The organism is Stenomitos rutilans (assembly GCF_059505485.1).
This window is the reverse complement of sequence record NZ_JCACKR010000049.1, coordinates 84,200-99,072: the sequence shown is the minus strand read 5'-3', so window position 1 is coordinate 99,072 and position 14,873 is coordinate 84,200. Positions and strand designations below refer to the sequence as shown.

Genomic DNA, 14,873 nt, shown 5'->3' with positions numbered 1-14,873 from the left:
CCATTTGAAAGCGGGCGCGTGATTTGCCAAAGCTCATCGCTTGACCTGGGCCACCCGGAACATTACCAGAGCGACGGAACAAGAAGAACAAGCCGCCTAGCAGCAATACTGGAAAGATTAAATTGCCAAGAAGACCCCAAATGGCACCATCGTTACGAGCTGGGTGAGAGTCAAAGCTGATCTTGTCGGTTCTGAGACGAGTAATCACCTCTGGCGCATTTCCAGGCAAATCGACACGCAGACGCTGGAACCGATTATCCAGCTCAGGGTCTACAGCTTCTACGATCGCCGTGCGCCCGTTTTCATAAAAATCAACACTCGTCACTCGATGAGCATCTAGATACTCTAGAAACCTCCCGTAAGTCATCCGAGTACTGGCAGCATTGTTGCCCATGTTAGCAGGTGTGCTCATGGACGAACCTTGCCATAGAAAAAATCCAATAATTACGGCTGGCAACGTCCATAACAAGACTGTTCGCCAAGAAAATTTCATACGCTAGCGCCTCTCACTACAACTAAAGCAATTTGATAACGATGGGTGCCATCACCCAAAACCTATCGTGAATGTCATAACCCAGCGATCAGTCAATATCCTTTTCTGAAACTAGAATCCTCATCTTGCTCGTGCAAATGACGATCGCACACTCGCAGATCGGCCATGAGTTCCTGTATGAGAACAATTGTTAACTAAATTTAACGTATTTACTCAGATCAAAGCAACTGAGTTCTCTCAGTCTCATCATGACGCGTTGATCAGGCATGCTTTGAAGAATAACGGGGTGGCTTTGAACACTTAGCGGTCAGCCGTTCACGCTTGGTTTAATCCTGTGAAAAAGAGACGAGAAGTCGCCACAACCCTGCTACTACTGGCGCTTTTCGGTGATGTGAAGCACATAGGCAGGCGTGCGATTTTTAGCGTATGAGCTAACCCAAATCTTATATGTGCCACGCAGCCATTGACCCGAAACACCAGGGTTTTTGCCCTGGTAATCGTCGTTGCACCAAACGCCACCAGGCCCTTGAATCGCCAATGCTGTGTCTTCGGAACTCTGCACAACAAGGCTTAACGATTCAAAAAAGTCGGTTAGCTCGATCGTTTGGTTGGGTTTGGCATTGCCATATCCGACACATTCACCCGTTGGCGTTTTGGCAAGATTCACAATCTCCTTGAGAGATGTATCACCACCAGCAGTGCCCTGCACGTCTAACGGATTCGGTGCAAAACGCGGCCCGATCGTGACAACATCGAGATCCTGCGTCGATTGTGCTTGCAAGGGCGCGATCGCAAACAAAACAGCAGACGCGATCGTCAGAGCAGCAAGAACGCCTGCACCGATCCGTGAGTCGCGATGATTTGTGTAAGACATACCTGAAATGGTAACAATGGGAACAACGACGCGCGGACGAGGGCAGAGTTCCTGATGGGAAAGGCTAAAGGATAAGGTTGGCTCCTGACTCCTGACCCCTGATCATCCACTACTTCCCCTGTGCTGCTTCTAACGCTGCTTGAAGGCGAGTCTGGTCTAAACCATGCTGATGCAGTAAGAGCCAGGATTGCACCAGATCAGGGCCGTTCATGGCACCTGTAAGGGCAGCGCGAAGGGTGCGCATGACCAATCCTTTTTTCAAATTTTGGTCTTTAACGACCTGTTTGATTAAGTCCTGAACGGTTGTTTCGGTGAGAGGCTGGTGGGCTGCGATCGCATCCGCAACCGCTTGTATGGCTTTAGCAGACCCATCTTGCTTGAGTTGGGCGATCGCGTCTTCGGTAAAGCCAACCGCATCCTTGAAAAGATACTCACTCATGGGTACAGCTTCGTCCAAGCGTGACAAACTTGGCCCAATGACGGCAGCAAGGCGTTCTAACCAGGGGCGATCGCTCCAGTCTGCCTGAAAGCCTGCTGCTTGCCAGTAAGGAATCAACAGATCAGTCAGTTTGTCGGCAGGTTTGATGTGCAGGTATTGACCGTTGAGCCAGTTAAGTTTATCCCAATCAAACTTGGCACCCGCCCGGTTTACTCGTTCAAACCCAAAGTGCTGAGCGGCTTCTTCCAGCGCGAAGATTTCGGTCATCCCTTCTGGCGGTGACCAGCCCAGCAGTGTCATATAGTTGACCAATGCTTCTGGAACGTATCCCATGCGCTGAAAATCTGAGATTGACGTAACTCCATCCCGCTTAGAAAGCTTTGCCCCGGCTTCGTTGAGAATTAAGGGTGTGTGTCCAAAGGTTGGCATCGTGGCTTCGAGCGCTTCGTACAGCAAGATCTGCTTGGGCGTATTGCCAATGTGATCTTCACCGCGAATGATGTGGGTGATGTTCATATCAATGTCATCGACGACGACGACAAAGTTATAAAGGGGTTGACCAAAATCATTTCCAGAGGCTGCACGGGCAATCACCATATCGCCGCCAAGGTCTCGCCCCTTCCAACTCACGTTGCCACGCACAAGATCGTTCCAGGCAATCTCACGATCGTCCTCGATAATGAACCGAATCACAGACGATCGTCCGTCTGCTTCGTATGCTGCCCGCTGCTGTGGAGTCAGGTTGCGATGACGATTATCGTAGCGAGGCGCTTCACCGTTTGCCTTTTGCGCCTCTCGCATGGCATCCAGTTCTTCTGGGGTGTCATAGGCACGATACGCCAAGCCTTTATCCAACAGCGCCTGCACCTTCTGCTGATACAGTTCCAACCGTTTGCTCTGGTAAAACGGGCCTTCATCCCAGGTTAAGCCCAACCAGGTCAAGCCATCGAGAATATTCTGTGTATATTCGGGGCGCGATCGCTCCTGATCGGTATCCTCAATCCGCAGTACAAACGTACCACCTAGATGACGAGCGTAGAGCCAATTGAATACGGCTGTACGGGCTGTACCAATGTGCAGGTTTCCGGTAGGACTGGGAGCAATGCGAACGCGAACAGTCATAGAAAATGCGGGCGAACCCGGAATTGTGGCTTTTCTATTTTAAGCGCAGATTCCCTTCTCTCGCTGAGTCAGAATCAACCTAAAAGATACTCTGCCAGCACAATCAATCAACGACGGCTCAGTAGTCAACGACGGCACACGTAGCGCATCACAGGATGTTTTCGATCACCTGAACCTAATAAACCGCCATTTTTAGCATCGTCAGAAAGCTCTGGAATTAAATTCTGATTTTTGTCATATGAACGCAGGCTTCTGAGTCGAGTGGCACCGCTTCGACAGTCAACAGACTCATACAAAGCGATAAAGCGAACGCGATAAAAGCGATCGTCAGGTTTGACATCGGGCGGTATGATAACAGCCGCACCGGACCAGAACCAGGCGAAATTCCCCTTTCGTTTCAGAGAATTTACGTCTACGTAATATTGAAAAGAACGATCGCTACTAATGTAAACCCACTTTTCTTTAGCCAATGCGGGTGTAGAAGACTGGAGTTGCAGAGCAGCGATCACCACGGCTGCTGCAATTTGAAAGAACCTGAGCATACCTTTTATAGATAGATGTCATTGTTAAGGTACCCAAGCGCCGATGCTGGAGCTAACTTTGCGCTGTCAGCCCGACTACAACTCAAGGCACTGGCAAGATAACCTCTGCAACAAGGGAGACGTTTTCTGATGGGTTCTGCACCATCGTTAATAGGCTGGTAGCTAGGGGACGATCGCGCGATGCTGGATGGCGTTTTGCTGGATATTGATGGCACCTTTGTATTAAGTAATGATGCTCACGCTCAAGCCTGGGTGGAAGCGTTTGCGGCTTATGGCTACGAGATTTCATTTGAGCAGGTGCGTCCATTCATTGGTATGGGTGGCGACCAAATTATTCCTCGCTTTGCGCCAGAGTTAAACGATAAAGATGGTACTGGAAAGCAAATTGCCGATCGTCGCAAAGAATTAATCCTGAAAAAATTTGGTTCACGCCTCATGCCAGCGAAAGGCGCACGCTCATTAGTTCAGAAGCTACAGGAGAATAAGCTGCATCTCATGGTTGCCAGTTCCGCGACTACAGAAGAGTTGGATCTTCTGCTAAAAGTGGCTCAAATCGATGACTTAGTGCATGAATTCACAACGTCTAGTGATGCCGAAGCTTCCAAACCACAACCCAACATTGTCGAAGCGGCACTCAACAAAGCGCAACTTGCTCCTGACCGTGCGGTTATGTTGGGTGACACGCCCTATGATGTCGAAGCGGCAAGCAAAGCAGGTGTTGCTGTCATTGCGTTTCGGACGGGTGGTTTTAGCGATGAGCAACTCGCAGACGCGATCGCCATCTACGACGATCCTGCCGATCTACTACAGCACTATGAGGAATCACCGCTGCATCAATCAGCCTAAACACATCCGCATGCCTAATGTCCGCGATTGCCGCTACGGTGATTCGCCTTCTGTGCCCCTAAATCGGTTTACGGTTTTGGCTCATTGGGATGCATAATGCCCCATAGCTTCTCGGCATCACTGCCAGATAGGGTCACGACACTGTTGCGATCGGACGCATCTGCGGCTAGATGGACGAAACCTGTCAATACTTCGTTGGTTGACCACATGATTCTAGTGATCTGGTCAGTGTTTAAGGTTGCTTGGACAGTGGGGAAATAGATGAAAGCCATGTGGGTTCCTTAAGAGTGTAAATTCGCGCAGATCCATCAGCCCAGGCGCGATCGCCTTCAAGAGTACCGTAATACAACCACCTTTTGGCTCACCCATAGGGTCAACGCGATGACTGCATCAGTGATAGCTCTGTTGTCTCATCGAGTCTTCAGGGCACTCTAGCAAGAGTACGATCGCGGGAAAGTATGCTTGCCAGAGTTTGGAGTGCATCACTGGTTGGAATCGACGCAGTTAAGGTCGGCGTTGAGGTTGATATTGCAGGCGGACTACCGGGCATCGTTGTGGTAGGTCTGCCTTCACAAGAAGTGCAGGAATCGAAAGAACGAGTGAGAGCGGCACTGAAGAATGCAGGCTACGTCTTTCCCATGCGTAAGGTGGTCGTCAACCTGACTCCAGCCGATCTGCGGAAGGAAGGCCCAAGTTTTGATTTACCCATCGGCGTGGGCATTCTGGCAGCCTCAGAACAGGTAAACACCGATTTGCTGGATGACTATTTGTTTCTGGGAGAAGTCTCGCTGGATGGGAGTTTGCGTCCGGTAGCGGGAGTACTGGCGATCGCAGCGGCGGCCAAACGTCTTGGGATCTCTGGGCTAGTCGTACCTGCGGATAATGCTCGTGAAGCGGCTGTCGTCAAAGGGCTATCGGTCTTTGGCTTCAAGCATCTATCTGATGTGGGTAATTTTCTATGTGCGGCGGATCAGTATGTGCCGACTCAAGTAGATGGATTGGAAGAACTGGAGCGATCGCAATTTGCTGGCCCCGACTTAAAGGATGTGAAAGGGCAGGCACACGCTCGCCGTGCCTTAGAAATTGCCGCAGCCGGAGGGCACAACCTTATATTCGTAGGGCCTCCTGGTAGCGGAAAAACCATGCTGGCACGTCGTCTTCCTGGCATTTTGCCGCCCTTATCCTTTGAAGAAGCCCTTGAAGTCACTCAAATCCATTCCGTCGCTGGTTTGCTAAAAAATAAGGGTTCACTGGTAGCGACGCGTCCGTTTCGCAGTCCCCATCACTCTGCGTCAGGACCATCGCTTGTAGGCGGCGGCAGTTTTCCCAGACCCGGTGAAATCTCTTTGTCACACCGAGGCGTACTTTTTCTGGACGAGCTAACAGAATTTAAACGCGATGTCTTAGAATTTCTTCGCCAACCGCTGGAGGACGGGTACGTCAGCATCTCGCGCACACGGCAATCAGTGTCGTTTCCGGCACAGTTTACGCTGGTTGCTAGCGCTAATCCCTGCCCCTGTGGCTACTTTGCGGATACGGTGCAACCCTGTACGTGTACGCCGAGGGCGCGAGAACAATACTGGGCACGCCTATCGGGGCCACTAATGGATCGCATTGATCTACAAGTGGCGGTGAATCGCTTGAAGCCAGAAGAAATTACCCAACAGCCGAAGGGCGAAGAGTCCGCTTCGGTGCGCGATCGCGTCCAAACTGCTCGGCATTGTGCCCAACTGCGCTTTAAGGACACAACCCTACGCTGCAATGCTGAAATGCAAAGCCGTCATCTCAAACAATGGTGTGTGCTAGATGATGCCACGCGGAACTTACTCGAAGCAGCCATTCGCAAATTGGGGTTGTCGGTACGGGCGAGCGATCGCATCCTCAAAGTGGCACGAACGATCGCGGATCTTTGTGGTGATGAGCATCTACAAACCCAGCATGTGGCTGAGGCGATTCAGTACCGCACAATAGATAGGATGCAGTAGATGATCCGAACTGCAAACCACTGAACTATGAGCAAAGAGTTTAATGTGATTATCGAACGCGACTCCGATGGCTATTTTGTTGCCTCGGTGCCAAGCCTTCCAGGGTGCCATACGCAAGCAAAATCTTTAGATGAACTGATGGAGCGCATTCGGGAAGCGATCAAGCTTTGCCTGGAAGTTGAGGGTAGTCTAAGCGAATCCCTAGATTTTGTGGGTGTGCATCAAATTTCAGTTGAACTATGACCAGACTGCCCAGTGTAACAGGGCGTAAAGTGATTGCAGCGCTTCGGAAAGCAGGATTTGCAGTTGCTAGAGTTCGTGGTAGCCACCATTTCTTACTGCATGTGGATGGTCGAGCAACCGTTGTCCCAGTCCATGCTGGTGAAACGATCGGCACTGGGCTATTGTCCCAGATCTTGCGAGACTGTAAGCTGACGCGCGAGGAGTTTAGAAATCTCTTGTAGGTTCCGCGATCGCATCCTTAAAGTGGCACGGACGATCGCTGATTTAACAGGCGACGAGAACCTGCAAACCCATCACGTGGCTGAGTTCATTCAGTACCGCACAATAGATCGGATGCAGTAGAAAACACGGTTGTCGTGATTAACCCAAAAGTTAGATGCAGCGTTTGTGGTCCGGCATGAAGATGAGGAATCAACCACGCTAGGACATCACAGTTATGAAAACTGGTCAACCCCCGACACGATCGCTGCAACAAATTGAGCGTGAACAGCCCATCAGCAAGAGAGCGTCCTTTTCTCTACTCATGAGCACGGTTGCCATCATACTTGGCATGTTAGTTGTAGCAGCGCTTTACTACTACAACACCAACACCCATCTTACGCCTTAGCCTCATAACCCTGATCGCACGCGATCAGTTATGACCACCATCCTGCTTTTGACTCTCCTCATGGGTGGTGGTTTTTTCTGGCTTGAACATTCTTTGTGTTTAAACCTCGTTAGCCCGGTTCTGGACAAGGGAATCCTGTATCAATGAGCACTGCACTCAGATACTCCTCTTAAAGGTTTCCCGATGCCAACCAAGAACTTTCGTCACGTCCGCAAAACAACGGTGGTTAAAACGCCCGATGGTGGGCAAATCAAACTGGGCAGCTATCGTCCCGATAAGAAAAATCCTAACGACAAAACCTATAAATCGAGCCGATCGACCGACGATCTGCCAGCCAAAGTTGATTTGCGCCCCTATATGACCCCAGTGGAAAACCAGGGGAACTCTAATAGCTGCACTGCCAACGCGATGGCAGGCGCATATGAATATCTGGCAAAGCGCGTTAGAGGGTCTGCACACGATGTCAGCCGCCTCTTCATTTACTACAACGCTCGTGATTTAGACGGTGCTCCCGACTCTGATGAAGGTACGTACCTCCGGAGTTGCATCAAGGTGCTGAAAAAGTATGGTACCTGCGCCGAAGCAACCTGGCCGTTTGATCTCCATCGCATCTTTGAGCCGCCCCATGAAAACGCGTATGAAGAAGCCACAAACTTTCTCATCGAAGATGCTTACCGGGTGGATGTCAATCTGGATGCCATGCGGCAATGTTTGGCAGATGGCTACCCCTTCACCTTTGGCTTAGATTTATTCTCATCGTTTCAAAAGGCTGGTTCAAAGGGTCTAGTGCCCACGCCCGATCCAGACAATGAAAAGCATGATGGTGGACATGCCATGCTCTGCGTAGGCTACTCCGATGAAGACAAGGTATTCATTGTCCGTAATTCCTGGGGCGAAGGTTGGGGCGACCGTGGCTACTGCTACATCCCCTACGACTACATGACCAACCCCGACTTAAACGGCGATTTGTGGGCTATTCGCCACGTAGCGGATGCCAATATCGACCTGAGCCAGGATATTCAAGGTGAGCAGGCTTCGTTGTTTAGTGGTGCAACGGCTGCGATCGCGCACGCAATGCAGTCTGCTGGCGCAGGTCGCACCGCAGAGTATGACAGCGACTACACCGTTGAATATGTACAAGAGTCAGTCTTTGTCGATGGGCACTATATCGATACTTCAGTCTGCGAAGATCTGGATGCTCTGTATTACGCCGAATACGAGGATGAATATGAGGAATTTACACTCGTAGAGACCTCTGAAGAATCCGAGTATAGCTACGAAGAAACGTCTGAAGCGACTTCTGAAGAAACAGAGTATAGCTACGAAGAAACATCTGAAGCATCTGAAGAGATCGAAGATAGCTACGAAGAAGAGTCGGAAGAGGAAGACGCTGAGGAGGATGAAGATGAAGAGGAGGAGGACTCTGAGGAAATAGAAAACAGCTACGAAGAAGACGAATCGGAAGAGGAAGAGGAGGAATCTGAAGACGAGGATTCTGAAGAGGAAGAGGACTCCGAGGAAATAGAGGCCAGCTACGAAGAAGACGAATCGGAAGAAGAAGAGGAGGCAGAAGAGGATTATGCCGAAGACGAAGCTGAAGAGGATTACGGCGACGCTGAAGCAAGCTACGACGAAGGCGGCGAGGATTATGGTGGCGAGGAAGAATAGCTAGCTGCCACAGAAGCCTCAAATTCAAAGGCTCAGTTTCAGGTCTCCGATGTCTTCAAGATGTTGGAGACCTGAAGGTTTAAAGCGTGTTGTGCAACGCCTGACCGATCGCTGTAGCCAGCTCGATACATCCCGCTTCAATCAAGGCCCGATCGCGAATACGGCACGAGTCACATAAGCCGCATGGTTCCGATTCTCCCTGATAGCACGACCAGGTTTGAGCGATCGGTACGTCCAACTGCATCGCACGTCGCACAATATCTGCTTTGCTATCCATCACTAACGGTGCCATCAATTTCGGTGCGTTGCCTGCCAATCCTGCTTTAGAAGATAGCGTTGCAAGGTGCTGATATGCCTCTAGATAGGCGGGTCGGCAATCAGGATAGCCAGAGTAGTCCACTGCATTGATGCCCAGGTAGATAGCGGCTGCGTTTTTGGCTTCTGCCAGCGAAAGGGCGGTCGCCAGAAACACCGTATTGCGCCCCGGCACATAGGTATTGGGAATGACATCGGACTGTACACCCTCTAGCGGTACTGTGATCGTCTCATCGGTCAATGAGGAACCACCCCACTGCGCCAGGTTCACGTCCAGGGTGAAATGTTCCTGAATGCCGAGATGTATTGCAATTTGCTTGGCAGCCAGAAGTTCGCGTACATGGCGTTGCCCGTAATCAAGCGACAAGGCAATGACGGTATAGCCATCCGCGATCGCTTGAGCCGCTGCGGTCGCAGAATCGAGTCCGCCGGAAAGTAATACGATGGCTATTGGCTTCATGCTTTAGGAAAAAACTGAGTAATGAGGGCAGGACGCGATCGCCTCATGCCTCCCTTTCGAGTAACTGTTCCACAATGCGAGACAGTCGTGCCACACTTTCAGCCTGCTGCTGGCTAATTTTAGACTGCTCTCTAACCGTCTCTTTGATTTCTGCCATATCAGCTCTAAATTCAGTCATCCCATCCGTTAGATGACTGATTTGAACGCTGACTTGAGCAATCTGAGCGCTATTAGCTTTGATGGCTTCTTTGATTTCTGCCATATCAGCCCTAAATTCGGTTGTACTCTCGGTAAGCCTACCGATCTGTTCGGTGATGATTTCGAGGCGGTGGTCGATGGTGTCCAGGCGCTTTTCGGTAGTCATGGCAGGTTTAAGAGGCGATCGCGACTGATCGTCTGGCTTATTCTACACGAGTTGCAATCTAGGCAGAAGGCAGAGGGCAGAAGAAAGGAGTCGGGAGTCGAGAGTCGGGAGTGGGTTAACGGCTGACCGCTAATAGCTCTTCAACTCAAAACTCAAAACTCAAAACTTCTCCGCTGACCGCTGACCGCTGACCGCTAGAACCTGACTATCCAACTTTGCCACTTCAGATCTATGGCAATCGCTCCCCCCTATGCGACAGTAGGAACGCACACGGAAGGACAAAACGTGAGCTATGTTCAACAAAGCATCGGGTGGGACTGCCACCTGGTTCAAAATTGGCCTGATCGGGCTACTGCTGTCGTCCTTAGCGCTACGCTTTTGGGGCTTGGGACGGTTTAACAGTTTGGTCTTTGACGAGGTGTATTACGTCAAATTTGCCCACGATTATTTGACACAGACTCCGCTGTTTGATGGGCATCCACCTCTAAGCAAATACCTCATTGCAATCGGCATTTGGCTGGGTAATCAGTGGCCGATCGGGCGAGATACTGTCAACAGTTTGGCGGGGGCTGAGTACAGTACGTGGAGCTACCGTTGGCTGAATGCGCTGACGGGATCGTTTATGCCACTGGTCATTGCAGGCATTGCGTATCAGTTGACTCGTCGCCCCAGCTATAGTTTTCTGGCGGGGCTATTTGCGGCACTGGATGGGTTGTTTCTGGTAGAGTCGCGCTATGCCCTGAATAACGTTTACCTGGTGATTTTTGGGCTGTTAGGGCTGTGGTTTCTATTGCTGGCGTTGGAGGGACGATCGACCCGTCGCAGCCTTTACTTCATTGGCTCAGGCATTTTCTTTGGAGCCTCGGCATCCATTAAGTGGAACGGACTGTGGTTTCTGTTTGGTGCTTACGGGCTATGGCTTGCCGCCTGGTTGCTCTGCTGGCTTCAGAAGCGCTTCCCTTACCATTCTGGGCTACAGCTATTCGCGGGTGCGTCAGACACAGCACAGATCGATCGCATACCGCGCATTCCGCTTCAACGATTGGCCCAGGTAGCGCCCTGGCAAATTGCTTTGAATCTGGGCGTTGTACCAGCCGTTTTTTATCGCCTGATCTGGATTCCTCACCTCAAATTCAACACAACGGTTGGCTTTTGGGAGTTGCAAAAGCAAATTCTGGAGTACCACGAGCGGGTGCCAAATGGGCCGAAAGTGCACCCCTATTGCGCTGATTGGTACACCTGGATTTTGATGCTGCGTCCAGTAGCGTACTACTACAAAGTCGAGGCGCAGGGTGGGCCGCTCTTGTCTACCGATCCGGCTGTGCGCCCTGGCAGTATGGTGATCTACGATGTCCACGCAATCGGCAACCCCTTTCTTTGGTGGCTGTCAACACTGGCGATTGTGCTTGTCTTCGTCGTCCTGGTACAACAGCTTTTAAATTGGCGGACAACGCCGCTATCAACGGAAGGTGTCGCTACGTCCGATCGCCGTCTCACCTTGAGTACAACTGAAATCTGGCTGGCGCTCTTCATCGGTGTGAATTATGCTGCCAACCTGTTGCCCTGGGTAAAAGTAACGCGGTGCACGTTTCTGTATCACTACATGGGTGCGTCAGTCTTTGCGACAATGGCGATCGCCTGGTTAGTCGATCGCTGGCTCCATAGCAAACAAACAAACTTGCGAATGCTCGGCATTGTGGCGATCGTCCTCATCGTTCTAGCCTTCATCTTCTGGCTACCCATTTACTTAGGGTTGCCCCTATCCACTCTGGGGTTCAAGCTACGGATGTGGCTACCATCGTGGGTGTGAGGGATGGGGGATGAGGGATGAAGGCTAAAGGCTAAAAGTTTTGAGTCATACTTTGCGCTGCTGGGCTAGAGAGTCTTGAGTTGATTGAGCGGTCAGCAGTCAGCAGTCAGCAGGCAGCGTAAAAGTTTTGAGTTTTGAGTTTTGAGTTTTGAGTTTTGAGTTGAAGAGCTATTAGCGGTCAGCGGTCAGCGGAGAAGTTTTGAGTTAAAGAGCTACTAGCGATCAGCCGTTAACCCATTCCCCACTCCCCACTCCTTTCTTCTGCCCTCTGCCTTCTGCCTTCTGCCCACTATTTCCTAACAAACATTGATCGATACACCGCTTCGCCTCGCTCTATTGTTGAGGTTTCGCGTTCGGTAGGAATGGGGAGAGGGTTGGAGTCTAGCCAGCCGTCGTGTTTATAGACAAAGGCAGGATGGGCAGCGAAGCGATCGCGCATTTCTACCGCCACCGCTTCCACATCGGATTGCATGAAAACCATACCACCGTTCGCCAGCGCCTGTGCCAGTGCTTCGATTAGTTCTGGTTGCACCACACGGCGTTTTTGGTGTTTGCGCTTGAACCAGGGATCGGGAAATTGAATCGTGACTTGCTGGAGCCTTCCTGCGGGAAGCGATCGCAGCAGCGGATGCAGCGAATTGCTGGCATTGCAGAACAGATAATGCAAATTGGTCAAGCCCAACTCAGCTTTCCAACCATTTGCCTGAGCAACCAGCGGTTCCCGAATTTCCAACCCTAAATAATTCCAGTCGGGCTGTACCTGTGCCATTTGTAAGAGAAAGCGACCTTTACCGCAGCCGATATCCAGATGTAGTGGTTGATCGGGATCACGATAAACCTGGCTCCAATCTGGCGGACTAATTGGAGTTTGATACTTTTTGCTGAGCGGGTTGACGTGTTCACGCACGCGCACGATGGACAATGGAAAAACACCTCCTAAAAATAAGGCAAAAGGTAAGGGCAGAAGGGCTAAATGAGCCGATTTTCCACACTACTACCGATCGTTCGTTACAGGTAAAGCTTTCGGCAGGAAGATCGGTCTCGTCTACAAAAGCCTTACTTGGCTGACTGGCGCACAATGCCAAATACGGATGTGTACCCATGCAGAAACGTGCTGTTACCCACAGGGCCGATTTCGCCACTGCAAAAGAACCCACTCAGCGGCACGTGTGGAAAGTAGCGGCTGAAAAGCTGAGAATCAAAATTGGGTTCGTCGTACAACTGTTCACCCCGACCCACGCAAGCAAACATGAGTGCCCCGATCGTTCCAGGAGGATGGGTTTGCTGATAGCGTTCGAGCAGCATTTCCAGGTCTTCGGCAGATGTTTCTGCATCGCGCAGGTGAAACTGAATGCGTTGACCGGGACGAATGCGATCGCCAATCGCGATCGCGCCCACTCTGGGATCAACCCCCAACAAATACCGAATCAAAAAGTCTCCCTGCTCTAAGTCTTGCTTGAACTCATTTTGCGCCACGCCCACAAAGAGGGCATTTTGTGCCAGCATCCGATCGTCTTCGTCCAAAGTCTGGATGAGATCTTGCAATACTTCTAACGGTGTGCGCTTTTGAGAGACCCGTGATCCACCGCCATGCGGTACGGGGCTGGCGTCTTCCTGCTCTTCCAGCCCCAGGAGAATATTTCGTTCGCCCTCCGTTACCCAGTAGGGTTGCCCGATCGGTCGGCAGCCTTGGGCCACGATCGTCTCTACTACCACATTGCCGCTCAGTGCCAATCCTACTAGCCCTTCGCGCTTGAGATGGTAATTGCAGAATAAGCCCCCAAGGCCATCGTTGGTTGCAGCGCTGGCAACGCCACCAACTTTGACAGAGCCAGGGTAGGCAAAATCAAGTCCCTGAAGGAGGTCATTAATTTTATTAAAAGTTTGATCAGCCAGTAGGATGAACTGTGGTTGGTCGTCGATGGGGACACCAATCAACTCAACCCACGCATCCGGCGCACTATCTAAATCGGGCAACTGTTCAGCGGTGAGGTGAAACGATCGCACCGTGACACCTGGTAGCGTTGCCAATGTAAGCACGATCGCAGGTTCACCCTCTATTTCTTGCGGCTGGGTACCGATTGTGCCAACAACACCCGTCCCTCCACAACCAATGAGGGGAATATCGGGCAACCGCTCTCGTAGTAGTGGCATCAGGCGGGAGTATTCACTGGCAAAGGCAGCAGCAATAAACACAAAGCCAACGTCAGGCAAACCGACCAGTGCCGCTTGTGCCTTTTGCACCACGTCATCCACAGCAGCTTCCAAGGATGGACGCGTTGATAGCGCACTCACCCACTGGGTTGCACTGGCAGACGTTGCTTTGGCGATGTCTCCTCCCGTCATGCGTTCCTCCTTTGCGCAAAGGATGATCACCAGCGTAGCTGGAAATGTTTCAATCGTTTGAAAATTATGAGCAATTATTAGAACGGCCTCAACAATTCTCAAGCTTCCGATGGCACCTGACGGCTCTAGTCAGGTCGTGTTAGCGTTACGATAAGTAAAGGTGAAACTGTACTCATCGTCCTCATCTTGAGGGTAGCGAAAAATCTTGACCGATTTGGTACGGTTTTCCTGAGGCGCGATCGCGCTCTGCCTTACCCAAGCAGAGATGACTAAGGCGATGGATGTAAGCGTACATCAATCGGGCGATCGACACGATGCTAAAGTGCAGAGAAGTGGCTGTAACGTATGAATCAGTCGCAGACCTACGCTTACCCCATACTCGATAAGAATGATTAGTAGCGAACAATCCATGAGCGATATTCAAGAAAAAATCCAAGACGAGTTACAGCAAGCCCGCGCCGCTTGTGACGTGAATGGCAGCACTTCCCCTGAGTGTGCCGCTGCCTGGGATGCTGTTGAAGAGCTGCAGGCTGAAGCATCGCATCAACGGCAATCCAAACCCAAAAAGAACTCTCTCGAAATTTACTGCGACGACAATCCTGAAGCGGCTGAATGCCGGATCTACGAGGACTAGTGTCCACTTCCCACGCTTAACGCTGAACATCCCACACGGTTTATGCTGGTAGGGTGGTCGAGTTGACGAGTAGCTAAACCGCTGATTGGCGCTAGGTTACTCGTCAATTTTCGCGTTTAGCTGTC

At 51.1% G+C, this 14,873-nt stretch carries 18 protein-coding genes; 9 read left to right on the top strand and 9 right to left on the bottom strand.

Translation table 11 applies throughout. The features are described 5' to 3' along the window. The 4 genes from AC5JLP_RS08635 to AC5JLP_RS08620 form a co-directional block, all read right to left on the bottom strand. The coding region (locus AC5JLP_RS08635) for an ATP-dependent metallopeptidase FtsH/Yme1/Tma family protein (protein ID WP_496067522.1) at positions 1 to 412 on the bottom strand (412 nt) is incomplete at its 3' end. 451 nt (positions 413 to 863) lie between these two features. After that, the gene (locus AC5JLP_RS08630; protein ID WP_496067521.1) at positions 864 to 1,367 is read right to left on the bottom strand and encodes a hypothetical protein; all 504 of its coding nucleotides are present in this window, start codon (positions 1,365 to 1,367) and stop codon (positions 864 to 866) included. Positions 1,368 to 1,476: 109 nt separating this feature from the next. Continuing rightward, the gene (gene gltX, locus AC5JLP_RS08625; protein WP_496067520.1) at positions 1,477 to 2,928 is read right to left on the bottom strand and encodes a glutamate--tRNA ligase; all 1,452 of its coding nucleotides are present in this window, start codon (positions 2,926 to 2,928) and stop codon (positions 1,477 to 1,479) included. A 125-nt stretch (positions 2,929 to 3,053) separates the two neighbouring features. Next, on the bottom strand, positions 3,054 to 3,470 hold the full coding sequence (locus tag AC5JLP_RS08620; protein WP_496067519.1) for a hypothetical protein: 417 nt from the start codon (positions 3,468 to 3,470) through the stop codon (positions 3,054 to 3,056). Between the two features lie 180 nt (positions 3,471 to 3,650). On the opposite strand from AC5JLP_RS08620, the gene AC5JLP_RS08615 reads away from it, so the two are divergent. After that, positions 3,651 to 4,316, top strand: a complete 666-nt coding sequence (locus AC5JLP_RS08615; protein ID WP_496067518.1) for an HAD family hydrolase — start codon at positions 3,651 to 3,653, stop codon at positions 4,314 to 4,316. 68 nt (positions 4,317 to 4,384) lie between these two features. On the opposite strand, the gene AC5JLP_RS08610 is transcribed toward AC5JLP_RS08615, so the two are convergent. Then, positions 4,385 to 4,588, bottom strand: coding sequence for a hypothetical protein (locus AC5JLP_RS08610; protein WP_496067517.1), 204 nt, complete (start codon positions 4,586 to 4,588; stop codon positions 4,385 to 4,387). Positions 4,589 to 4,774: 186 nt separating this feature from the next. Here AC5JLP_RS08610 and AC5JLP_RS08605 point away from each other — a divergent pair, with 186 nt between their 5' ends. From AC5JLP_RS08605 to AC5JLP_RS08580, 6 genes are all read left to right on the top strand, one after another. Beyond that, positions 4,775 to 6,301, top strand: a complete 1,527-nt coding sequence (locus tag AC5JLP_RS08605; protein ID WP_496067516.1) for a YifB family Mg chelatase-like AAA ATPase — start codon at positions 4,775 to 4,777, stop codon at positions 6,299 to 6,301. A 27-nt stretch (positions 6,302 to 6,328) separates the two neighbouring features. After that, positions 6,329 to 6,544 (top strand): type II toxin-antitoxin system HicB family antitoxin, encoded by a 216-nt coding sequence (locus tag AC5JLP_RS08600; RefSeq protein WP_496067515.1) that lies wholly within the window; start codon positions 6,329 to 6,331, stop codon positions 6,542 to 6,544. Then, positions 6,541 to 6,765 carry a type II toxin-antitoxin system HicA family toxin gene (locus AC5JLP_RS08595; protein ID WP_496067514.1) on the top strand — a complete coding sequence of 75 codons (225 nt, stop codon included), beginning with the start codon at positions 6,541 to 6,543 and terminating at the stop codon, positions 6,763 to 6,765. The genes AC5JLP_RS08600 and AC5JLP_RS08595 overlap by 4 nt, the downstream gene beginning before the upstream one ends. Before the next feature lie 22 nt (positions 6,766 to 6,787). Then, entirely contained in the window at positions 6,788 to 6,886 is a 99-nt protein-coding gene (locus AC5JLP_RS08590; RefSeq protein ID WP_496067513.1) for a magnesium chelatase subunit ChlI family protein, read from the top strand. 94 nt (positions 6,887 to 6,980) lie between these two features. Then, positions 6,981 to 7,151: a hypothetical protein gene (locus AC5JLP_RS08585; protein ID WP_496067512.1), complete on the top strand. Its 171-nt coding sequence runs from the start codon at positions 6,981 to 6,983 to the stop codon at positions 7,149 to 7,151. Between the two features lie 183 nt (positions 7,152 to 7,334). Then, the gene (locus AC5JLP_RS08580; protein WP_496067511.1) at positions 7,335 to 8,819 is read left to right on the top strand and encodes a C1 family peptidase; all 1,485 of its coding nucleotides are present in this window, start codon (positions 7,335 to 7,337) and stop codon (positions 8,817 to 8,819) included. A gap of 79 nt (positions 8,820 to 8,898) precedes the next feature. On the opposite strand, the gene queC is transcribed toward AC5JLP_RS08580, so the two are convergent. Together queC and AC5JLP_RS08570 are read right to left on the bottom strand one after the other, a co-directional pair. Then, complete coding sequence (gene queC / locus AC5JLP_RS08575) at positions 8,899 to 9,594, bottom strand: 7-cyano-7-deazaguanine synthase QueC (protein ID WP_496067510.1); 696 nt, start codon at positions 9,592 to 9,594, stop codon at positions 8,899 to 8,901. A gap of 43 nt (positions 9,595 to 9,637) precedes the next feature. Continuing rightward, positions 9,638 to 9,958 (bottom strand): hypothetical protein, encoded by a 321-nt coding sequence (locus tag AC5JLP_RS08570; protein WP_496067509.1) that lies wholly within the window; start codon positions 9,956 to 9,958, stop codon positions 9,638 to 9,640. A 292-nt stretch (positions 9,959 to 10,250) separates the two neighbouring features. On the opposite strand from AC5JLP_RS08570, the gene AC5JLP_RS08565 reads away from it, so the two are divergent. After that, positions 10,251 to 11,768, top strand: coding sequence for a dolichyl-phosphate-mannose--protein mannosyltransferase (locus AC5JLP_RS08565; RefSeq protein WP_496067508.1), 1,518 nt, complete (start codon positions 10,251 to 10,253; stop codon positions 11,766 to 11,768). Positions 11,769 to 12,057: 289 nt separating this feature from the next. Here the strand turns inward: AC5JLP_RS08565 and trmB are convergent, their stop codons facing one another. Further along, entirely contained in the window at positions 12,058 to 12,681 is a 624-nt protein-coding gene (gene trmB / locus AC5JLP_RS08560; RefSeq protein ID WP_496067525.1) for a tRNA (guanosine(46)-N7)-methyltransferase TrmB, read from the bottom strand. Positions 12,682 to 12,824: 143 nt separating this feature from the next. After that, the gene (locus AC5JLP_RS08555; RefSeq protein ID WP_496067507.1) at positions 12,825 to 14,114 is read right to left on the bottom strand and encodes an FIST signal transduction protein; all 1,290 of its coding nucleotides are present in this window, start codon (positions 14,112 to 14,114) and stop codon (positions 12,825 to 12,827) included. 388 nt (positions 14,115 to 14,502) lie between these two features. On the opposite strand from AC5JLP_RS08555, the gene AC5JLP_RS08550 reads away from it, so the two are divergent. After that, positions 14,503 to 14,748 (top strand): Calvin cycle protein CP12, encoded by a 246-nt coding sequence (locus AC5JLP_RS08550; RefSeq protein WP_496067506.1) that lies wholly within the window; start codon positions 14,503 to 14,505, stop codon positions 14,746 to 14,748. Positions 14,749 to 14,873 lie beyond the last annotated feature (125 nt).